This is a genomic window from Psychrobacter sp. NPDC064578, assembly GCF_044901245.1.
Taxonomy (GTDB): Bacteria; Pseudomonadota; Gammaproteobacteria; order Pseudomonadales; family Moraxellaceae; genus Psychrobacter; species Psychrobacter cibarius_C.
This window is the reverse complement of sequence record NZ_JBJDPI010000011.1, coordinates 1-21,113: the sequence shown is the minus strand read 5'-3', so window position 1 is coordinate 21,113 and position 21,113 is coordinate 1. Positions and strand designations below refer to the sequence as shown.

Here is a 21,113-nt window from a genome sequence, read left to right as displayed (position 1 = left end):
ATCAATAAAATAAAAAGGGCAAACTGTCGATAGGCAGTGTTGCCAATACTGCTTTGCCGACACTGTTTTCTAAATGTTTTTCTTACAATGTGCTTGCCTATTGTATGGTGATGCGCGTAGGAGTACAACCGTCGAGCGAGTCTTTTGAGCATAGTCTTTTAAGCATGGTTCTTAGGGTCGATGGATGGTAGGTAGAGAAGGGTTAGGGTGAATCAATGATTGATGACTGTCAATAAATAGCAACTAAGTATCAAATTGTATAAGGGTGCTTTTACCATGCGTTATTAATGGATAAAATGCTACACTAATAAAGCATTCAATCAATCATGACTTAATAATCTTTTATCGCATATTCTTCTTTAATTAACCTAATAATAAAATAGTGCTGCTATGAAACCTGAACTGCCTCCCCGTATTGCCGTCCTATTAGTGAACCTAGGTACGCCAGATGAGCCAACAGCGCCTGCCGTACGTCGTTACTTAAAACAGTTTTTGTCTGATCCCCGTGTCATCGAGATTCCTAAATTCTTGTGGGCGATTATTCTCAATTTATTTGTATTGCCAAGCCGCCCTAAACGTGTGGCAAAAGCCTATGCCAGTATTTGGGAAGGCGACTCACCGATTCGTAAGATACTAAAGAGCCAAGTGGAGCTATTGGAACCACGGCTTGCAAATAGTGCCGCACCATTTCGGGTTTCGGTCCATCCGGCGATGAGCTATGGCAATCCTGGTTTGCCTGATGTGATGGATACCTTGCGCGGTGAAGGCGTTGATCACTTTGTTATCTTGCCATTATTTCCACAGTATTCCGCTTCCTCTGGTGGTGCTGTTTATGATGCGTTGACAAAGTGGACGCTCAAGCAGCGCAATTTGCCGAACTATACTATTGTCAAAGATTACTTTGCGCATCCGCTGTACATTCAAGCATTGGCTGATTCGATTCGCCGCTTTCAAGCAGAGCATGGCAAGCCTGACAAGCTGATGTTTAGCTTCCACGGTATCCCGCAGCCTTATGCTGATAAAGGTGATCCGTATCCTAAGCGTTGTAAATGTACCGCTGCACAAGTGGCTCACGCGCTTGGTCTAAAGGATGACGAATGGATTATCAGTTTTCAATCACGCTTTGGCAAGCAAGAATGGGTCAAGCCCTATACCGATGTGGTACTAGAAGATTGGGGCAAGTCAGGTATGCGCTCGGTACAAGTCATTAGTCCGGCTTTTTCTGCTGATTGTCTGGAAACGCTAGAAGAGCTGGCCATCGAAAATCGTGAAAACTTTCTTCACGCGGGTGGACAAGAATATCACTATATTCCCGCATTGAACTTGGATGAGGCGCACATTGATTTGCTCGAAGCGCTCAGTGCGCCATTGGTCAAAGGCTGGGCGGGAACGCTAGATGGTTGGGCTTAATTGACTGTATTTGTAAATCATAAAAAATACCGGACATGATGTTCGGTATTTTTTTGACTAAATGATTTTAATGAATTTGATTAAAATAGAATAAAGTTGGGATTTTTGGTGACTGATATGTAAAACTATGCCAAATAAATTTTTGTGTCATTGCCAATTTACGTTTGCTTAACTTTATTTTTGAGGATAAACATGTCCAGCTCTAATTATTCACAACCTTCTGTGTCTCTACAAAAACCTAACGGTCAACCACCGAAATTACCGCCCACTGACGAGTATGGCGGCCTATTACCGCAGTTATTGGTAGAACCTCGAATGTGCCAAGCAGGGTGGGGTATAAGTTGGATTACCAAAGCATTTGCAATATTTAAAGATCAATTTTTATTATGGTTAGCTATTGGTGTTGTTTATTTAATCATTGCTATGATTGGTAGTAGCGTACCCGTGGTAAATTTCATCTTCCCTTTTCTTTCCTTTGTGTTTGTTGGTGGAATAATAAAAGGTTGTGCCGATCAAGCTGTAGGTAACGAGCTGAGGTTTGACCATCTTTTTTCAGCCTTTTATACGCATCTCAAGCCATTAGTTATTTTATTTGTATTGTATTTAGTGGCTGTTATTGTTGCAATGATACCTATGCTGATTATATTCGGTGGTATGGCTTTGTCTTTAGCTCAAGAGTCAAGTGACGTTGCGATTGCAGGTATGGTATTGGGTGTTTTATTGGTTTTTGTACTACTATTTCCTGTACTTATGGCTATCTGGTTTGCACCTACTTTAATTGTGCTTCACAACATTGAGCCTGTTCAGGCAATGAAAATGAGTTTTAAAGGGTGTTTAAAAAATATCTTACCATTTTTCGTTTTTTGGTTAATTGCTCCTATAATAATGATATTGATGGTAGTTTTTACACTAGGGCTAGGTATGTTAGCACTGCTTCCAATAGGTATGATTACCTACTACACCAGTTACCGAGATGTTTGGACAGATCAGCCATTGTCAGCGCTATAGTTGGTTGCTCAACAGACCCTGATATCAGAAGTACGGTAAGCACAATAAAAAAGCACGCTCGATATAACGGGCGTGCTTTTTTGTTATGAGAGAGCTTTTTTATCATGAAAGAGCGTGGTTAAAAATCGTCATCATTACTACGTTCCGCCGCGTCTCTATCAGCGATATCGACAATATCTGGATAATCGCTGTCATCCAAATTATCGTCCACTAATACTTCATCGATTCGCGATTCGTCTATATTTTGATGATGCATGGGTGTCAGCCCTTGAATCGCATCACTGCCGGCTTGCGAGTTGTCAAATCCTGCGCTATTGTCAATGACATCATCATTATCAATGGTATGCAACATAGGGTCAGCCAAATCAATTTCTTGGCTGTTATTATTGACGTCCGTATCACCTTCAATGTGATCCATTGCTTCTGGTAATGGGCTTTTTGAATTGTCCATCATGGTTTCATTATTGATAGTTATTATTAATGGATGTGACTGATTTATTTATTAAAAGCATTGTGATTTTATTAAAAACATTGTGACGTGTTATGACGCTTGCTAATAGTAGTAAGGTGTCACAGGATGTTCAAAAAATGTAAGACAAGTACGAGATAGACATAAAAATAGGAAATATATGATGGTATCAAGTAGTAGGTTGTTCGTCACAATGTCCTTAATCAGTGCCACAATAGGTTTGACGGCTTGTGAAGGTGTACCTTTTTCTGGTAGCAGCGCCCATAGCAGCTTGGATAAGTCTGATTTAAAACAGCCGTTAATTATCGATGCCAAACTGCCAAAAGCCACGACAATCATAGACTGCGCACAATTGACGCCGAAGCAAATAGTTAAGGTAAAAGGTCACAGCGTACTCAGTGCAAGCTGTGATTTGACAGCCAAGTCGATACGCTTTGAGTTGAATGATTCGCATAGTTCACTTGATTGTCAAGGCACACTACTCAGTACTCGCGCTGATGATGCATCAACGGCCAGCGCCATTATAATTAAGCCCAAAACAGATAGCGCTATCGAAGATATTACCGTTGCCAACTGTCATGTGGATGGCTATGGTCATGCGCTACATATTCGCCAATATAGCCAGCCCAATCAGCGTTATGCGCGCGGCTTGATAGACCCTGCTGCCAATCGTGCGCTTGCACCAAGCGATATTCGTGTGATTAATGTGAGTAGTCAAAACAGTATCAATAGTGGCATGTTTGTCGGTGATCATGTGCATGGCGTGAGCTTTGATAAAGTCCGTATTCAAAATGCAGGCACTGTGGGGCTATATCTGGAATTTGGTAGCCGCGATAATGTGATTCGAAATTCGGTGTTTGTCGGTAATGGTTTCCGTACCTTTAAGCCCAATCGTGAGGCAATTGCCGTGGATTCGTCGAGCAATAACCGTATCGAAAACAATCAATTTATCCATAATGGGGCAGGCAGTATTTTGCTGTATCGCAATTGCTTTGAGCATGCCGATGACAGTACGCGGGGCAATCATTTTAAGCGTACCGAGTCGAGCCGTGACAATATGATTCGTGGCAATACTTTTAACGACGAGCCAGTCGGGGTTTGGGTAGCGTCAAGACAGTCGCGCAATCTCAAAGGTTTTGAATGCGGTGCTTATTTGCTGAAGCAAACGCCATTTGCCAGCTATCATTTAGACAGTGCTAAGGACAATCAAATTATCGATAATCGATTTGAGCAAGTCGAGCAGGGCATTATCGTAGAGGATGACGGCACGCTAATAGCTGGTAATCAATTCGCTGCTGATGTGAATCTGCCGATTAGCGTTGGTTCTGAGATTCGCGAAGAAAGCACGGCAGGGGCAATAAAAAATACCGTTATTAAAAACAATATTTTTACTGGTAAAACTGTTGAGCAAGCGATAACGGTTCGAGCGGCAAGCAAAACGGCTACTCATATTGAGCAGCCGTAAGTGTGGCTTTATATTAAATAAGCGTTACCGGTCAATAACAGTATAAAGAATAGGTGATGTTGCTATTAAGCACCAACTCTAGTGTTGATCCAACGGATTACAAAATCTGGCGTGACTTGCGAGACTGCTTGAAAGAGTTTTGCTGGCATGCCCACAGAGTAATGCGTACTTTTGAGTTTACGATTGGGACTGGTCGTCAGTTTACACAATGTTTTGGCGACATCGTTGACCGTTAGATGGACGCCCAAGCGATCCATACTGGTCACTTCGATATCGGCAGTCATGTCAGATTTGACCCACAGCGGCATCACATCGATCACCTTGATACCCAATTTTTCGTACTCAATATTGAGGCCTTCTGTGAGACCTCGCACAAAAAACTTACTGGCCGCATAAGTCGCAACTTCGGGTTGACCATAGATAGCAGAAGCAGAGGACACATTGATAATTTTGCCGTCTTTGCTATCAGCCAGATAAGGCGCCAGTTTATGACAGCCAATCAAAACGCCTTTACAGTTGACGTCAATTAAAGCCAATTGCTCATCTAGATTGGTCGTTGGTAATGCGCCACTAACCAGCACTCCAGCATTATTAATGAGTGCATCAATACCACCGAAATGTTCAATCATTTGATTGATCGCATTGTCCCACGAGTCAGGCTGGGTGACATCCAGCTGACCTGTGATAATACGCTGTTGTTTGACGGCTTTTTTAAAAGATTTGTCTTTAATGGCGCTTTCAAGTGTCGCAGTATTGGTCGCAAATAAACCAATATTGTGGCCTTTTTCCGCCAACTTTTTGGCGGTGGCCAAGCCGATACCACGTGATGCGCCTGTAATCAATATATTCATAATAAGTGACTTAATCGTTATTAATCATGAGTAAATCGAGGTCGTATATTAGGATGCTTATCCCTCGGACTTATTATTATAGTCATTCCACTATAATAATATTACTGCGTTAGCCTCGCTTGAAGTATTAAATATACATCTACACTCGGTTGCTTTGTACTATTTTTAAATTTAACCGACTGTAGTATAACAAATTCGTCTAAATGTATTTTGCTAGAGAGTATAACTATTGATATAGAGCACATGGTAATTAATATAACGAGTAGTTATCACTGTTAGCAGAAACACTCTGCGTTAGTGTGAAGCCGTTTGACAATGCAGCTCGCTCGTCTCTTCTACTTGACAGTCGTACTCGTTTAAGTTTAAGCGCCACAAATAAATCAAGGCAATGCCATAAATAGCAGTCTCTGACAGCTCTTCTGTAATGACGCCAAAAGCTTCGGGAATCATAATGGCGTTTTCGCCCATATATTCTAATAATGCCAAGGCGGCGACGCTAAAATACAAAGAAACGGGTACCTTTTTTAATATTGCCCAAAGATAACGCCATGAATAAGCCAATAAACCAACGATCAGCACATAAACGATGGTCAGGACAAGGTCTTCCCACCAGTCATAAGAATGGCTGAACAACATAAAGTCAGTGGGAACCAATAAGTCTGGTAGATAATTTAACTCACGGCGTATCACAGCAAAGAATACTAGCACCGCTGCCAACCAAAAAGCTCGAATCTGTTTAAAAGTATTTGGGGCAGAGCTCTGTAGTAAATACTGCACGCAACGTAGCAGACAGGCGAATAAAATAATAATGCCAGGGATTTCGATGATGCCATCTGAACTCAAAATAAAAACCTTCTGATTTTTTAAAATAAAAAAAGTGAGCACAAAGGCTCACTTTAGACCGAAATTTATTTAATTACAGGTAACGTAATAGACCGCTATTATAACGCCAATGTCAGCGCTATAACGTTATTTAATATAACTAATGAGTCATATGTTATTGTTAATTCAAGCAAACAAATGCTCTTTGTTGTGCACATTGCTATCGGCTATTTATACCTATGATGATACAACCAATTCAATAGATAGCAGGGTTAAAATAACGCTTCCATCCGCAATAATGCCGACGGATAGTGGTCCTTATTTGCTGTTTTATCATTATAATAATTTAGCTCTGTTTGTACATAAAGCCACTCTCGCCAAACGGGTTGGCGGTAGCTTATAGCAGGGCCATAGCTGTTTAATGTTGATTTATCATCGTCAAAGTAACCGCCAGTAGAGACACCATAAGCCAGCTGTTTTTCATTGCCCAAGTAGTGTACTTGTCTGAGATCGTTGCTCCAGTCTGTGCTTTCTTCATTGTCTTGATTGCGATAACGGATGGCGGTGCGATTATTGATGAACCGCTCAGCATTTGTGCCATATTGCAGATTTAGCCCGCCTTTTGCATAGTGCTCACTATCGAGTCCATAACGATAGTAACTATCACTAGTGACAGTCCATTTTTTGTTGTCATACCAGTCTTTATCGACGCTCATTTTTACGTATAAGTCATCGAGCGAGCGAACCCCGACATCGATATCTGTTTTGACCCCTAACTGCTGCTCAACCTCATGACTAAAACGTGACCAACGAAGGGCGATAGAACCATTGTCTTCTCGCGTTTTTCTCCTGTTGACGAGTCCATCTTGGTTACTGGTATTTGCTTGGTAGGTATCGCCCGTCACATTCTGTTTTAAGAAAGTATCTTCATCCAAATCCTCATCACCGATAATCAGGCTCAATCTTTTTTCTAACACTGGCAATCGTAAGCGGCCGCGAATTCTAGGTTCAACGCTCACGTCACTGCCTGATTGTGGATCGTTGACCCAGCGGGTATCTAGTACAACTCGTAAACTGGCTTTGGCGGGTTTTTTGGGATCCGGTTCGCCGAACCAACCGTCCATTTTGTGTGCCCATTCATGCAGTTGCTCTTGGACCTCTTCACGGCGTTCGTCCGTCCAATTTTGTGCTCCTTGTACTGATGAAGCGGACTGCTCGGCAGATGTTTCGGTAGATTGAGGTAGATAGCCAAATTGATTGAGGTTTTCATCTCGATTAGAGTTAGCGTCATGAGATAACGAAGCCGTGTCAGATTTTAGCGGTTCGACTTTCGGCTCTGTGGTGGGCGTAGTATCCGCCCATGCTTGCGTGCATAAACTTAAGCTGGCAAGTGTGTAAAGGGTAATGGTGTTGAGATTTGCTGGTTTAATCATGGAGAGCTTCAATTACTTTGGGTAGCTAAAAAGGACAAACAAAAGTATTATGCCATAGGTCGTTAAGCACATACATATAGAGGCGCTGTTATATGAAAGTTTTAATCATTGTAAGCTTGTTTCTGATGGTCTTGCCTTCAGCACATGCTGAAATATCTCTTGATGTCAGGCAAGCTGTTGAAAGAATTATGAGTGTTTATTACAGTTCAAGCTATGATAAGTTGCGTGGTTGTACCTTATATGACGACGGCTCAGAAACCTATTGCCTTGCTCCTAAGCATTATGAATTTAAAAACATCGAGGGAGTAGATACTTTATATGTTTTGGTTTCTGGTGATACGGTGGAAGATGGTGCACGAGTGACACCAGGATTTGGCGGTTTATTCATACTTTATAAATTAGGCAATTCTTGGGTAGTATCTGCAAGCGAGCCTTACATAAGAAATGGTGGAGCAGGTCGAAGTCAGCTGATAGGTTTCGATTTAAGAGAAGTGGGTGCTGATAGGTACGGTTGGGTAGGTAAGTTTTGTGGCTCCGGTGCAGGTGGTCAAACCAATTGTTTTTGGAGTATGTACGCTGCTATGACAAGTGGTAAAGTCGAAGAAGTGGCAAGATTGGATTTAGATTATTCGTATGAGCTTATGAGTAAATCGTCATATGGTGAAGCTGAAAGTGATGTTAGTATCAATACAGGTGGGGTTATGACTCAAGGCTTTTATCCCTTAAAAGTCACTGTCAATTACGAACACGGTCTTTATGATAACAACTACGAGCCAATACCCTCTAGTCTGGATAAAGGTACAGATAGTTTTATTGTAGAGTTCAACGAGCAGACACAGACGTTTAACTTGCCAGATGATAAAAGTTAAGATGAAAAATTCTTATTATCTTTAGCGGTTACTGTATTTATCTTTGTCTATCGAGTATCACTTCAGGCATCGTGTCAAGATAGCTGCTAACAGCTAAGCGATCACCATTTGAATCAAAATAATAAAAATTATTGCCTTTCAAAAACTTAAAAGTATCTATGTAATAATTATCAATGAAAATAGGCATGTCATACTCCGTAGGGACGATTATTTTATTATCTTTATTTATCATGCCATAACCATTCTCTTTTGCCACGACTGCCAAGCCATTATGAAATGAATCAGCATTCAGATAGTTTAAGGGTACAACAGTCTTTCCACTGCTATCAATATAACCCCACAGTTCATCCTTTCTTACAGGTGCTAGTCCTTCTGAGAAATACCTGATTTCGTCAAACTGATATGGAATAGTAAGTTCGCCAGTATCATTAATAACACCCCATTTACCCTCGTACTCAACAGCCGCCTTACCTTCAGAAAAAGGTCTGACATCATCATATATTATCGGAATAATGACTTGGTTTTTTTTGTTGATGTATCCATGATGTTCATTTTTTTTAACGATGGCGAGTCCTTCAGAAAGCTCAGCAGTAAAGTTATAACTGAATGGAACGATGATATTGGCTTGTTTATCAATAAAACCATATTTCCCATCTTTCTGAGCACTTGCTAAACCTTCATTGAAGTCACATAGCTCACCCCAACTTACTCCCTTCGACAACTTATATCCTGGCAATAATCCGCATGCTATTGCGTAATTACTTAAAGACAAGCTAAAAGCTAGGATGAGTGTGGTCAATAATTGTTTGATAACAGAATCCTTAGTTATCAACGTCAGCTCCTACGAATTAGATACTATCGATTGGGTATGATATGGGCAATCTAAAGAACAGCCCATATCCTATAAAATAAAAACGTTAGGTCTTGAGCTGTTTTATTATACAAAAACGCTTAATGCGCCTCATCCCAATTCTCGCCAGCACCCGTCTCAACCAATAACGGCACAGCAAAGTCGACGTTCCAGCCCTTTTCGACAGCAGTTGTCGTTAAGACGTCTTGCATAGCATGAGTAATGAGTTGGCTAATCTCATCTACCTTGTCACTATCCACTTCGAACACCAATTCATCATGGACTTGTAGCAGCATTTTGGCTTGCGCTTTTGGCAGTACTTTATCGACGGCAATCATCGCCAGCTTAATTAGATCTGCCGCTGAGCCTTGTAGCGGTGCGTTAATAGCCGCGCGTTCAGCGCCTTGTTTGACCATGCGGTTGCTGTGAGTGATATCAGGCGTGTAGAGCTTACGACCCAATATCGTCTCGACATAGCCTTGCTCATGAGCACTGGCGCGAGTATTGATCATATAGTTTTTGACACCAGGATAGCGATCAAAATACATATCGATATAATCTTGTGCCTCATTGCGGCTCATTTGTAGCTGCTTGGCAAGTCCAAAGGCGCTCATACCATAAAGCAGACCAAAATTAATGGCTTTGGCATTACGGCGCTCGGTCGAGGTTACGTCGGCAACTTCTTTGCCAAGTACTTCAGCGGCAGTCGCAGCGTGAATATCTAAACCTTCATTAAAGGCGTCAGTTAAGTTTTTATCGCCTGAGAAATGCGCCATGAGACGCAATTCAATTTGTGAATAATCCGCCGCCAAAATAACGCGACCTTCTGGTGCGATAAAGGCTTGACGAATCAAGCGACCAGTCGCGGTACGAATCGGAATATTTTGTAAGTTAGGATCAGTCGAAGACAAACGCCCAGTACTGGTCAATGCCTGATGATAGCTGGTGTGTACGCGATCAGTTTCGCTATCTGCGACATTATCAAGCGCATCGGTATAAGTGCTTTTGAGCTTAGATAGACCGCGATACTCTAAGGTGATATCGACCAATGGATGATCGATTTTTGACAGTACGGCCTCACCAGTAGAATATTGCCCTGATTTGGTTTTTTTGCCGCCAGCAACGCCGAGCTTTTCAAATAGTATCTCACCGAGCTGCTTAGGTGAGCCGAGGTTAAACTCTTCTCCTGCCACTTCATAAGCACGTTTTTCTAGCGCGACGATTTCTTCATCGAAGCGCTTTGATAGCTCATTTAAAAATGGACGTTTGATGAGAATGCCGTTTGCTTCCATCTGGCAGAGTATCTCCGCCGTTGGGATTTCTAGCTCGTGTAGCAATTTGGCATTATTGGCATCGTTCGCCAGCTCAACGCTGAATACCTCAAATAGCTGATAAGTAATGTCAGCATCTTCACAAGCATAGTCGCTAGCGATATCGATGGCGACTTGGTCAAAGGTGACTTGCTTAGCGCCTTTACCAGCGACATCTTCATAACTGATGGTTTGGGTTTGTAGATAGTGACGTGCCAAATCATCCATGCCATGACGAGTGATGGCGGCATTAATTACATAGCTGGCAAGCATGGTATCCATCGCCCAATTATTGGGACGAGCATGAATGCTACCCAGTAAATCGATATCATAATGGCTGAGGATATGCGCATCGTATTTTAAATGCTGACCGATTTTACCAATATTTCGGTTTTCTAAGATAGGTTTTAGACGTGTTAAAACGCTATCGCGGTCGAGCTGTTTAGCCGTCAGCTCGTCACCCTCTAGCGCATGTGTCAGTGGTATGTAATAGGCTTCATGCGCTTGTACCGCAAAAGACAAACCGACGATTTGTGCTTGACGCCAATGGACGCTAGTGGTTTCGGTATCAATGACAAAGTGCGGCGCAGACTCTAATAATTCAATCAAACTGTCAAACGCATGCTCATCTAAAACGGTGTGCCACGCTCTATCATGCTGTTTGCCGTTTTGGACATTCTCAATACTGCTTGATTGTAGCGACTTAGCGATTTGTGCTTGTGATTCAGCATCTGCTTGGCTACTTGCAACACTTTTTACGCCGTTCCCATTAGCATTGGCTGGATGGTTTGGGTGGTCAAGAGAAGCAAGCTCATTTCTAAACTCAAGCTCGCTATACAGCTCGCGCAATTCATCTATATGGGCACAAGGATTGGTATCGATTTTCAAATCATTCCAGTCTTGACCGATATCTAAATCTGTGACGATAGTGGCCAGTTTGGCATTGAATGGAATTTCCTCTGCATGCTCAATCAAGCCTTTAGCGCCGCGACCTTTAATAAAGCCAATATGCTTTAACATATTGTCGATATCACCGTACTCAACGAGTAAGTCTTTAGCGGTTTTTTTACCGATGCCGGGCACGCCTTTAATACCGTCAGAGGCATCACCCATCAAGGTTAAAAAATCAATCATTTGGTTGGGGTTGATGCCAAATTTATCAATAACCGCTGCGGTGTCCGTGACCTTACCGGTAAAGCTGTCTTCCAATATCACACAGTCATTGACCAGTTGCATCATGTCTTTATCGCCGGTTGAGATAACCACATGATGACCTTGCTCGACCGCACGGTGCGCCAGTGTGCCGATAATGTCATCCGCTTCTGCACCTTCGATGCGTAACAGTGGAATGCCCAAAGCGGTTACCAAGCGATGGATATAAGGAATTTGCTCCACCAGCTCTATGTCGATGGGCGGACGCGCCGCCTTATAATCAGCAGACATATGATGGCGAAAAGTGGGTGACTTGGTATCAAAACAGACCGCCATGTGAGTAGGATGATATCGACGCATCAATTTTAACAGCGCATTGAGCGTGCCACGGATGGCATTCGTTATCAGCCCTTGCGAGTTTTGCATGGTCTTTGGCAAGGCGTGATACGTGCGAAACAGATAGTAAGAGCCATCAACCAAAATAAAAGGTGGCTGATTTTTGTCCACGTGACTGGTGTCCATAGTCGCTACGTTGGGCATGGTATCAAAATTTGGTAAGGCTTTAGGATCAAGCGCTTGATGCGAGTTGTGGTTATTGTCTGCGGAGGAGTCGGTCATATGATCAGTCATAAAGGTCACTTATTATTAGGTATCAGATAAAACGATGCTTACATTATAACGATAAAATCAGACCTTGCCGAACTTCTCGATAGTTATGATATTTCTACTGCTGATAGATGCTCATAAAAAAAGAACCCAGTATTCACTGAGCTCTCTTATAGATAAAGCCGATATTGTTATTGTTAAAAATCTATCTCACTTCTGAAGTCACTTCACTATCGATATTACCGTGAGTCGCTTTAGAATATGGGCAAACTTTATTGGCTTTTTCGACCAACTTTTGGAACTCATCCGCTGATAGCTCTGTGTTTTCAGCAGTAACATGAGTTTTCACGGCTAATTGAAAATCTAAGCCTTCACCTTTCATTAAATCTACGGATACTTCCGTAGTAGAGTCAAACTTTGCTTTTTCTGCCCCTTTGACCGCAGCAAGTGCGCCATCAAAGCAAGCTGCATAGCCCATCGCAAATAACTGCTCTGGATTATTACCGTCTTTATCAGAGCCGGGTGCGACCATATTAATCGTCAAATCACTGTCTTGCAGACTGGCATTACCTGTACGGCCGCCAGTAACTGTTGCTTTGGTGGAATATAGTGTTTTCATAACATATCCTTTGTTGTGAGTTTTTATGTTTTAGCAATAAATTTTGATAGGGGATTCAGCATAACAAACCAGTGCATGAGCAATATAGGTCAGTCGTAAGTATATACTGTGGATTTGTAAGTGAACTGTTAGTAGAATCTTTAGCTGCATTTAACTATCGCAGGAAAAGCTTAATCGCTATAAGTAACAGAATTATTAATGTAATATAGGAATATAGCTGTAAAAAATAAAGTTATCAAACTAGATGATAAAAAATCTAACCAATAAAGGTCTTATTCGATGAATAAATCAATGGTGTTACCTATTGCACTTTCTTTGCTGACATTTACTCTTGCTGGCTGCGGCGGGGAGGATGATGGTATTTATGGTTCGGGTAGTAATAAGATTACGCTGACCAGCTTTGACAATAGCTATGATAAGCAAGCGAAAGATAGTGCCATTGCACGCATCGATGAGACCTACCGTACTGGTGAGCGTGAAATCAAGATAAAAAATATCGTTAATAATTATAGTAATCAAGGTTTGAATACTTTGGACAGAACGGTATTATCAGACAATTTTGAAGGGCGACTGGATAATAAGGATATTGAAGTTGATAACCGCATTGTCAAACGTCCTATTTATGAAAAAAACAGTAATAATAAGCTAGACTACGAAACCAATTATAAGACGCTTAACTTATCAGGCTTGCAGGCAAACAGTTATAGCGCTGGTACAAACATAAATAACAGTCGCGGTATTCTCACGGACTTAAATAATTATCCTAAGATTTCGGCTAATGCAGAGTTTCCGATAGGTTCTGTTTGCTATATTCCAGTAGTCGAGAGCGAACGCTCATTTTTAGCCTTTAACGACAAAAACAAGACGGGATATACATCGCTCGATAAGTGGATTGATGCAGCTGAAGACCGCTTTAGCGATGGTAGAGGCTACAGAACTTCTGAGTTTGGTGTAGGCATAGGCAATAAGCAAAAAGCGGCACAAGTGACGTTCTTTGAATACCTGAATCAGCCTGCTTATCAGTACAATGGTGTCGAATATAACGATGGCACGAATGATAAAAATGCTATTTATGAAGCAAACTATGTTGCCAAAGGTGTGACAAATCCGAATACCAACAGTATTCGCGGTGTGGTGGATTGTACGATAGTCAATGAAGTCGCAGGAGATTTCTTGGCCGCACAAATCAAACGCTACTATTAATCTTAAAAACGCATCATGTTAAAAAATTGACCAACACTCTCTATTTGACTATCTAGGGAGTGTTTTTTTATGCGCTAATTCTGCACCTTGACGCTAAATCCGCTACAATACGCTCATTATTTATTCTATTTAGTTAGATTACTGTCTAAAAGACAGCCTTTTTGAAGTTAAGGTTGAAGCCAAAAATTATGAGCGTAGATCCAAAGAAATTAAACAAAGAAGTGGCTAAACGCCGTACTTTTGCCATTATCTCGCATCCCGATGCAGGTAAGACCACCATGACTGAAAAGTTACTGTTATGGGGTCAGGCAATTCAGGTAGTAGGCGAGGTCAAAGGCCGCAAAACTGATCGACATGCGACATCAGATTGGATGAGTATGGAGCAAGAGCGTGGTATCTCGATCACTACTTCTGTCATGCAGTTTCCTTATCAAGACCATGTGGTCAACCTATTGGATACACCGGGTCACGCCGATTTTAGTGAAGATACCTATCGTACCTTGACCGCTGTGGATAGCGCGCTGATGATGGTCGATGGGGCTAAAGGGGTCGAAGAGCGAACCATCAAGCTGATGGAAGTCTGCCGCATGCGCGACACGCCAATCATCTCATTTGTCAACAAGCTGGATCGTCAAATTCGTGAGCCGCTTGAGCTGCTTAGTGAGATTGAGGCAGTGTTAAAAATTAAATGTATTCCAGTGACTTGGCCGATTGGTATGGGACAAGATTTCGTTGGTGTCTACCATCTGACTGAAAACAAGACCTACCTTTATGAAAAAGGTAATGGCGGCAAGATGACAGTCTCTGAGACCCGCGCGGGCTATGATTATCCAGATATCCGTGAACGTTTGGGTCAATTGATGTTTGATGCTTTCGAAGAGTCACTTGAGCTGGTACAAATGGCGTTAGAAGAATTTAGCGTTGAGGCGTTCTTAGCGGGTGAGATGACGCCAGTATTGTTCGGTACAGCATTGGGCAATTTTGGCGTAAATATGGTACTTGATACCTTGATCAAATATGCACCGCCACCCAAGTCGCATCCGACCAATGAGCGTGAAGTAGCGGCAACAGAGACGGATTTTAGTGGTTTTGTCTTTAAGATTCAGGCCAATATGGACCCACGCCACCGTGATCGCATTGCATTTTTACGCGTGTGTTCAGGCAAGTATGAAAAAGGCATGAAGCTAAAGCATGTGCGTTTGGGTAAAGACGTACGCATTGCCGATGCACTGACCTTTTTGGCAGGTGATCGCGAAGCGTTAGAAGAAGCGTATCCGGGTGATATCATCGGTTTGCATAATCACGGCACCATCTCTATCGGTGACAGTTTTACCGAAGGCGAAGAGCTGAACTTTACGGGTATTCCGCATTTCGCGCCTGAATTGTTCCGCCGTGTCATTCTAAAAGATCCGCTCAAATCGAAAGCCTTGCAAAAAGGGCTACAGCAGCTAAGCGAAGAGGGCGCGACACAGGTCTTTATGCCGCAGATTAACAACGATTTAATCTTGGGTGCGGTTGGTGTGCTACAGTTTGAAGTGGTCGCGCATCGTCTCAAAGAAGAGTACAAAGTACAGTGTATCTTTGAGCCGGTATCGATTGCCACCGTACGCTGGATTCATTGTGATGATGAAGTGGCATTGGCGAAATTCAAACGCAAAGCTCATGACCAGTTGTCGCTAGATGGCGGTGGTTATTTAACGTATCTTGCCCCATCACGGGTCAACTTGCAGCTGATGCAAGATCGCTATCCAGAAGTCACTTTTAGTAATACTCGTGAGCATTAAAATCCCTCATTTCACGAGTTAGTTTATCTTTTAAGACACGCCAGCCGTGTCTTTTTTATTAGCTTAGATTTAGGCATGAAACGAGAGAGGGTAGGTAGCTATTCGTTAGCAGGAGACAGCACAACCCTAAAAACATAAACAGTGTTCCTACAATACATCGTCATTGTTACGGTAGAATATCAAGTAACATCTTATGTTTATAAAAGAGGATATATGAACGCTGCGAATCAAATTGATATCAATCAGCCAACAATGAATCCGCATTTATCGATGACAGGAAGTCGTAGTCGTCTGCTGAGACTGCTTGCCGGCAGTTTACTGCTAGGTAGCATCGCGATGCCTGCCAATGCAGGTAATCTCATCAGTAGCACGGATTATCTAGAATATGAGCTGCCTAAAAAAGTGCAAGCACAGTGTGTTGAGCGCGATAATTGTCCAGAAATTGACATCAAATATCTGAAGACCAATCACGGTTGGATCAATGATATCGCCAATGCGCGTATTAATAATTTAGTCGTCAATAGTAAACCGACTGAATCTGCGCCTATCAAAACGAAGGTCAATCAGACAATGGTGAAAGCCGCCATTGATGACTTTGCCAGCTCACAGTTTATAGATATGCCAGAGGGCAGTTCATGGGCTTATAGCCTAATGGTAACGCCTGAGTATTTAGGTCATGTCAGTGATTTTGAACTATTTGAAATCAATACTTATGTCTTTACTGGTGGCGCTCATGGCATGCCTTATAGCGAATACTTAATATTTGACCTTGGCACCAAAAAACAAATCAAGCTTGAGGATATGCTTCAATCAGGCAAGGAATCACGTTTTAAAGCGCTTGCTTATGATGCTTATAAAACGTGGGTCAAAACGGTTGACGACGATGCCAGCAGTTATGAGAAAAACTGGCCATTTACCTTAAGTGACAATGTGACACTGACGGACAAAGGCATCGATATTCGTTATCAGCATTACGCTATCGGTCCATATGCCTACGGTATGCCGGTACTTAGTATTCCGTACAGTAAGCTCGACGGTGTCATAAAGCCGCACTTTATACCTAAATAGTTCGGATGGTCATTGCATAACTTATTACGGTTTATATTAAAAAAATCGTAAAATCTCTTAAAAAATTGGCAATGATTTATCTAAAACCATTTGAAATTTAATAAAAGAATAAGGAGTTACCGCATGACGAACAATACAGAGAGTATGAAGGCGACAGTCGACACAGAGACTTGGCAACTTAATGCATTAACAGAAGCGCTTGGTGACCTAACGTTGACGGTCAATGACAGCCTGTCTGTTGGTCGTGGCAGCGACAATGACGTGGTACTTGGTAGCAAGCAAGTATCGCGTAATCATGCGGTGTTAAGCATCTTAGATGGTCGATTGTATGTCAAAGATTTAGACTCATCGAACGGCACATTTATCAACGAGCAGCGTATCGAAGGTAATACATCGAGCCTTTTACAGGTAGATGATACCATTGGCTTTGCCAGTTTCAGCTTTCAGGTGAACGCGCCTTTTGCTGCTACAGATACTGATGTATTAGCGCCCGTAGCAGTAGAGGATTCAGTTGCTGAGACTGAGACAGTGGTTGCTGAAACGACTGCCGAAACACAGGCTGTCGAAGACTCGGCGGTGAGTGAACCTGTTGTTCATGAATCAGTAGCAAAAGAGCCGATTGTTAAGCAAACGGGCATCAATGAAGTCTTAACGGCTATAGATAATACCGTGTCTAACACAACTGAAGCAGCACCAGTCGCTGCTGCAACTGTAGCAGATGCACAACCTGCTGTAAGTCAGCCAGAAGCCGTCACAGCGACAGAGGCGGCACCGACAGCACCTGCTCATGATACGTCATTAGTAGAGCAGTCAGCTGTACATGAAAAGCCAGCAGTTGAATCAGAGCATGACAAAACGACTAAAACTGCTCTACAAGAAGAAGCAGATCCCGATATTCTACGAGCTAAGCAGGCGGCAACCGCACAATTTTCTGGCACTGCCAATCTAGGTCAATCTCATGATCTTGGCACAGAAGGCAATAATGCGATGGATCAGACTATCAGCAATCCAGCCAATGCAGGACAGGCAGAGAAAAAACCAAGCGGTGGTTGGTTCATTTGGGTGTTTATTGCCATTATCATTATTGCGCTAGCATTGTGGTTATTTAACATGGGCGGTGCGTAACCAAGTAGTGACCAGTGCGTTTGAGATGCTCTAATCCAATCGAGCTTTGGTATAATTATTAGCCAATTGTTAGCTACTATCGGCTAATAGTCTAGCAACCCTCACGAATATGTCACTTTGATAGCGTCAACATTCAATAGAGTGTTGACGCTATATTTTATTTAACAGTCTGCTGTTTTATCTTTTGCCAATATTTTGTTAAGAGAGCATTATTATGATGAACTTTGAAGAATATCAAGCTTTTAAAGACCGTGGCTTTAGTCATGCTCCACTGATAAAAAAACGTCTAATGGACGCACAGACACCAGTATCTGTATTTTCCAAAGTACGTGATTTAAGCGGCTCTGCATATTTATTTGAGTCTGTCGTAGGCGGGGAGCGTTGGGCACGATATTCGATGATTGGTTTAGGTAGTGATCTCATTTTGCAGTATGCCGATGGTAATATGACCGTCAAAAAAAATGACCACACCGATGTCGATGCAGTCGCTGACCCGTTTGACTATATCCGTCAGCTAATGGCGCAATATAAGATGCCAACAGTCGAGGACATTGCAACGCTACCGAGCTTTAGCGGCGGCTTAGTAGGTTACTTTGGCTATGACATGGTGAGGGTTATCGAGCCAAGCGTGGGTTTGTCAGACGCCCCCAATCCGATGACAATGCCGGATATGTGGCTGATGCTGTCAATGAGCGTGATTGTTTTTGACAGTTTAGAAAATACGTTATCTATCATCGTTTATGCTGATTGTCACACTGAAGATGGCTATAGCAATGCCATCCGCGAGCTAGAAAAAATTGAAGAAAAACTGGCAGAAATGCCAAATCTGAGCGCACCCGTAATGCCGACGCCGACATTTACCTCACAAACAGGCGCGCAGAAATATTGTCATGATGTCAATAAAATAAAGGATTACATTTTAGCAGGCGATGTCATGCAAGTCGTTCCTGCGCAGCGTTTGACAGCCGATTATACTGGCGACTCATTAGCAGTTTATCGTGCCCTACGGTTTTTAAACCCATCGCCTTATCTGTTTCTGGTGCATGGTTATACCCTCGATGATCACAAGCGTTTCGACATTATTGGAGCATCCCCTGAGATATTATCACGTATCGAAAATGGCAAAGTGACGGTACGACCATTGGCGGGTACTCGTAGACGCGGACAAAATGAAGCGGAAGATTTAGCGCTTGAAAAAGAGCTGCTGAGTGATAAAAAAGAGATCGCCGAGCACTTGATGCTTATCGATTTGGGTCGTAATGATATTGGCCGCGTTTGTGAATATGGCAGTGTCAAAGTCACCGAAAAGATGTTTGTCGAGCGTTATTCGCAAGTGATGCACATTGCTTCTAATGTTGAAGGGACGATATTGCCCAATAAGGATGCGTTGGATGTTTTTTGTGCGACGTTCCCCGCTGGTACGCTATCAGGTGCGCCCAAAATACGCGCCATGCAAATCATTGACGAGATAGAGCCAGTCCGTCGAACCGTCTTTGGTGGCTCAGTCGGTTATCTGGGCTGGCATGGCAACATGGATACCGCCATTGCTATTCGTACTGCTGTGATGCGCCGTGGTAAAATTCATATCCAAGCGGGTGCTGGGGTTGTTGCTGATTCTATTCCAGAAGCAGAGTGGGAAGAGACCAATAAAAAAGCATTGGCGTTGGTCAAAGCGGTAAAAATGGCGTGTAATGGTTTACGGATTCGCTAGGGACTCTAGTCATAAACACACAGTATGCGGTTATTGTGGAAAAACAGCTTATTTTTTTATTTAAAAAACATCATTACAATCAATCAGTTATATTTTTTTATTGAAATAATCATAAAAAATATGAAAAAGGGCTTGCGTCTTTCAAAAAATTTGATAGAATAGCCACCACTTTAAGAGAACAAGCCGACTTAGCTCAGTTGGTAGAGCAACTGACTTGTAATCAGTAGGTCGCCAGTTCGATCCCGGCAGTCGGCACCATCTCTCTTAAAGTAGCTTTTTATGAATCTGTCTTAAACTAAAGCCATTTTTGTTTAAAGCAACCTAAGGTGGGATTGGGGAGCGGTCAAACCCAACAGACTGTAAATCTGTCGCGAAAGCTTCGAAGGTTCGAATCCTTCTCCCACCACCATATTTTTTTAAGTTTGTCATAGCGCCAAGCATACTCTTTATACTTCATGACTCTCGATTAGAGTCTTCTTGAATAAGAGTAATTGCGGGTGTGGTATAATGGTAACACCTTAGCCTTCCAAGCTAATGACGCGGGTTCGATTCCCGCCACCCGCTCCATATATACAACATCGCAAAGATTATCAATAAATCATCACGACAGTCAGTTTTAGTATTGCTGTATCGTGATATTTTTTTTAGTAAATCCATAAGTTGTTTTTTGTGGTTATTAAAAACATGCTCATATAGCTCAGCGGTAGAGCACTCCCTTGGTAAGGGAGAGGTCTTGAGTTCAATTCTCAATATGAGCTCCATTTATTGTTTAAACCTCTTGTGTTTGCTTTGCCATCTTTAAACAGTTCGTGTCGATATCGAAATTACAAAATATTGAAAATTATAAATTACAGTGTAGCAAATAATATTTAAGGGTGACACTGAGGTGTTGCCCTTTAGTGCTGTCAATTTATTAAGTTATTAATACATGAGTAATTATATAAAAATATCTGAGATAAAATTATTTAAGATAAAAGTATCTAGGTTCGGCAGGCTCCAATATTATTAATGATTTACACTAAGATAAAGTAGTGCAACAGCGATAATGTATAATATCTTGCAATGTTGACTAGATTAAAAAATACGTATAATGCGTAAACTTATGTGTGCAGCATTGAAATGCATGATCTGAGCACATATATACAGTCGTAAAGTGATCAAACAGTTTTAGTAGATAAGCCATAGCGTCAACGGTTTGATGGTTCTGTATGCATCATGAGCCGTCAAGCAGCTATTCACCGATCTTTGATTGATAAAGATTCACCAAAAAAAGAGGAAATACCCATGGCAAAGGCCAAGTTTGAACGCGTAAAGCCACACGTCAACGTCGGTACAATCGGACACGTTGACCACGGTAA

General features: G+C 42.1%; 16 protein-coding genes, 4 tRNA genes and 1 pseudogene. 14 read left to right on the top strand and 7 right to left on the bottom strand.

Annotation, left to right across the window (positions count from 1 at the left end; genetic code table 11):
• Positions 1-390 precede the first annotated feature (390 nt).
• Positions 391-1,410 (top strand): ferrochelatase, encoded by a 1,020-nt coding sequence (gene hemH, locus ACI2JM_RS12460; protein ID WP_404644582.1) that lies wholly within the window; start codon positions 391-393, stop codon positions 1,408-1,410.
• Positions 1,411-1,602: 192 nt separating this feature from the next.
• Positions 1,603-2,418 (top strand): BPSS1780 family membrane protein, encoded by an 816-nt coding sequence (locus ACI2JM_RS12455; protein ID WP_404644580.1) that lies wholly within the window; start codon positions 1,603-1,605, stop codon positions 2,416-2,418.
• A 118-nt stretch (positions 2,419-2,536) separates the two neighbouring features.
• Here the strand turns inward: ACI2JM_RS12455 and ACI2JM_RS12450 are convergent, their stop codons facing one another.
• Positions 2,537-2,869, bottom strand: coding sequence for a hypothetical protein (locus tag ACI2JM_RS12450; protein ID WP_404644578.1), 333 nt, complete (start codon positions 2,867-2,869; stop codon positions 2,537-2,539).
• 178 nt (positions 2,870-3,047) lie between these two features.
• Here ACI2JM_RS12450 and ACI2JM_RS12445 point away from each other — a divergent pair, with 178 nt between their 5' ends.
• Positions 3,048-4,352, top strand: coding sequence for a right-handed parallel beta-helix repeat-containing protein (locus ACI2JM_RS12445; RefSeq protein ID WP_404644576.1), 1,305 nt, complete (start codon positions 3,048-3,050; stop codon positions 4,350-4,352).
• Positions 4,353-4,417: 65 nt separating this feature from the next.
• Here the strand turns inward: ACI2JM_RS12445 and ACI2JM_RS12440 are convergent, their stop codons facing one another.
• The 3 genes from ACI2JM_RS12440 to ACI2JM_RS12430 all read right to left on the bottom strand — a co-directional run bounded on the left by ACI2JM_RS12440 (position 4,418) and on the right by ACI2JM_RS12430 (position 7,458).
• A complete protein-coding gene (locus tag ACI2JM_RS12440; RefSeq protein WP_404644574.1) occupies positions 4,418-5,203 on the bottom strand; it encodes an SDR family NAD(P)-dependent oxidoreductase in 786 nt (261 codons plus the stop codon).
• 294 nt (positions 5,204-5,497) lie between these two features.
• The gene (locus ACI2JM_RS12435) at positions 5,498-6,046 is read right to left on the bottom strand and encodes a hypothetical protein (protein WP_404644572.1); all 549 of its coding nucleotides are present in this window, start codon (positions 6,044-6,046) and stop codon (positions 5,498-5,500) included.
• Positions 6,047-6,297: 251 nt separating this feature from the next.
• On the bottom strand, positions 6,298-7,458 hold the full coding sequence (locus ACI2JM_RS12430; protein WP_404644570.1) for a hypothetical protein: 1,161 nt from the start codon (positions 7,456-7,458) through the stop codon (positions 6,298-6,300).
• A gap of 92 nt (positions 7,459-7,550) precedes the next feature.
• On the opposite strand from ACI2JM_RS12430, the gene ACI2JM_RS12425 reads away from it, so the two are divergent.
• The gene (locus ACI2JM_RS12425; RefSeq protein WP_404644568.1) at positions 7,551-8,327 is read left to right on the top strand and encodes a hypothetical protein; all 777 of its coding nucleotides are present in this window, start codon (positions 7,551-7,553) and stop codon (positions 8,325-8,327) included.
• A 37-nt stretch (positions 8,328-8,364) separates the two neighbouring features.
• Here ACI2JM_RS12425 and ACI2JM_RS12420 read toward each other — a convergent pair whose 3' ends face one another.
• The 3 genes from ACI2JM_RS12420 to ACI2JM_RS12410 form a co-directional block, all read right to left on the bottom strand.
• On the bottom strand, positions 8,365-9,159 hold the full coding sequence (locus ACI2JM_RS12420; RefSeq protein WP_404644566.1) for a WG repeat-containing protein: 795 nt from the start codon (positions 9,157-9,159) through the stop codon (positions 8,365-8,367).
• Positions 9,160-9,278: 119 nt separating this feature from the next.
• The gene (polA, locus tag ACI2JM_RS12415) at positions 9,279-12,269 is read right to left on the bottom strand and encodes a DNA polymerase I (protein ID WP_404644564.1); all 2,991 of its coding nucleotides are present in this window, start codon (positions 12,267-12,269) and stop codon (positions 9,279-9,281) included.
• A gap of 181 nt (positions 12,270-12,450) precedes the next feature.
• Positions 12,451-12,864 carry an Ohr family peroxiredoxin gene (locus ACI2JM_RS12410; RefSeq protein ID WP_404644562.1) on the bottom strand — a complete coding sequence of 138 codons (414 nt, stop codon included), beginning with the start codon at positions 12,862-12,864 and terminating at the stop codon, positions 12,451-12,453.
• 279 nt (positions 12,865-13,143) lie between these two features.
• Here ACI2JM_RS12410 and ACI2JM_RS12405 point away from each other — a divergent pair, with 279 nt between their 5' ends.
• The 10 genes and pseudogenes from ACI2JM_RS12405 to ACI2JM_RS12360 all read left to right on the top strand — a co-directional run.
• Positions 13,144-14,067 (top strand): hypothetical protein, encoded by a 924-nt coding sequence (locus tag ACI2JM_RS12405; RefSeq protein WP_404644560.1) that lies wholly within the window; start codon positions 13,144-13,146, stop codon positions 14,065-14,067.
• Positions 14,068-14,255: 188 nt separating this feature from the next.
• Positions 14,256-15,851: a peptide chain release factor 3 gene (locus tag ACI2JM_RS12400; protein WP_045453786.1), complete on the top strand. Its 1,596-nt coding sequence runs from the start codon at positions 14,256-14,258 to the stop codon at positions 15,849-15,851.
• Positions 15,852-16,064: 213 nt separating this feature from the next.
• Positions 16,065-16,919 (top strand): RsiV family protein, encoded by an 855-nt coding sequence (locus ACI2JM_RS12395; protein ID WP_404644558.1) that lies wholly within the window; start codon positions 16,065-16,067, stop codon positions 16,917-16,919.
• A gap of 123 nt (positions 16,920-17,042) precedes the next feature.
• Complete coding sequence (locus tag ACI2JM_RS12390) at positions 17,043-18,044, top strand: FHA domain-containing protein (protein WP_404644556.1); 1,002 nt, start codon at positions 17,043-17,045, stop codon at positions 18,042-18,044.
• 214 nt (positions 18,045-18,258) lie between these two features.
• Positions 18,259-19,755: a chorismate-binding protein gene (locus ACI2JM_RS12385; RefSeq protein ID WP_314886002.1), complete on the top strand. Its 1,497-nt coding sequence runs from the start codon at positions 18,259-18,261 to the stop codon at positions 19,753-19,755.
• 182 nt (positions 19,756-19,937) lie between these two features.
• Positions 19,938-20,013 (top strand) — tRNA-Thr (locus tag ACI2JM_RS12380).
• A 67-nt stretch (positions 20,014-20,080) separates the two neighbouring features.
• Positions 20,081-20,164 (top strand) — tRNA-Tyr (locus ACI2JM_RS12375).
• Positions 20,165-20,248: 84 nt separating this feature from the next.
• Positions 20,249-20,322 (top strand) — tRNA-Gly (locus tag ACI2JM_RS12370).
• Positions 20,323-20,441: 119 nt separating this feature from the next.
• Positions 20,442-20,516 (top strand) — tRNA-Thr (locus ACI2JM_RS12365).
• 523 nt (positions 20,517-21,039) lie between these two features.
• Positions 21,040-21,113 (top strand): annotated as a pseudogene (locus tag ACI2JM_RS12360) (elongation factor Tu); the annotation flags it as partial.

What these genes read in the sequence shown, in the direction of transcription:
- polA (WP_404644564.1), bottom strand. Translation starts at nt 12,269, where the DNA reads ATGACTGATCATATGACCGACTCCTCCGCAGACAATAACCACAACTCG.
- ACI2JM_RS12430 (WP_404644570.1), bottom strand. Translation starts at nt 7,458, where the DNA reads ATGATTAAACCAGCAAATCTCAACACCATTACCCTTTACACACTTGCC.
- ACI2JM_RS12405 (WP_404644560.1), top strand. Translation starts at nt 13,144, where the DNA reads ATGAATAAATCAATGGTGTTACCTATTGCACTTTCTTTGCTGACATTT.
- ACI2JM_RS12440 (WP_404644574.1), bottom strand. Translation starts at nt 5,203, where the DNA reads ATGAATATATTGATTACAGGCGCATCACGTGGTATCGGCTTGGCCACC.
- hemH (WP_404644582.1), top strand. Translation starts at nt 391, where the DNA reads ATGAAACCTGAACTGCCTCCCCGTATTGCCGTCCTATTAGTGAACCTA.
- ACI2JM_RS12385 (WP_314886002.1), top strand. Translation starts at nt 18,259, where the DNA reads ATGATGAACTTTGAAGAATATCAAGCTTTTAAAGACCGTGGCTTTAGT.
- ACI2JM_RS12400 (WP_045453786.1), top strand. Translation starts at nt 14,256, where the DNA reads ATGAGCGTAGATCCAAAGAAATTAAACAAAGAAGTGGCTAAACGCCGT.
- ACI2JM_RS12455 (WP_404644580.1), top strand. Translation starts at nt 1,603, where the DNA reads ATGTCCAGCTCTAATTATTCACAACCTTCTGTGTCTCTACAAAAACCT.
- ACI2JM_RS12390 (WP_404644556.1), top strand. Translation starts at nt 17,043, where the DNA reads ATGACGAACAATACAGAGAGTATGAAGGCGACAGTCGACACAGAGACT.
- ACI2JM_RS12425 (WP_404644568.1), top strand. Translation starts at nt 7,551, where the DNA reads ATGAAAGTTTTAATCATTGTAAGCTTGTTTCTGATGGTCTTGCCTTCA.
- ACI2JM_RS12445 (WP_404644576.1), top strand. Translation starts at nt 3,048, where the DNA reads ATGATGGTATCAAGTAGTAGGTTGTTCGTCACAATGTCCTTAATCAGT.
- ACI2JM_RS12410 (WP_404644562.1), bottom strand. Translation starts at nt 12,864, where the DNA reads ATGAAAACACTATATTCCACCAAAGCAACAGTTACTGGCGGCCGTACA.
- ACI2JM_RS12450 (WP_404644578.1), bottom strand. Translation starts at nt 2,869, where the DNA reads ATGGACAATTCAAAAAGCCCATTACCAGAAGCAATGGATCACATTGAA.
- ACI2JM_RS12395 (WP_404644558.1), top strand. Translation starts at nt 16,065, where the DNA reads ATGAACGCTGCGAATCAAATTGATATCAATCAGCCAACAATGAATCCG.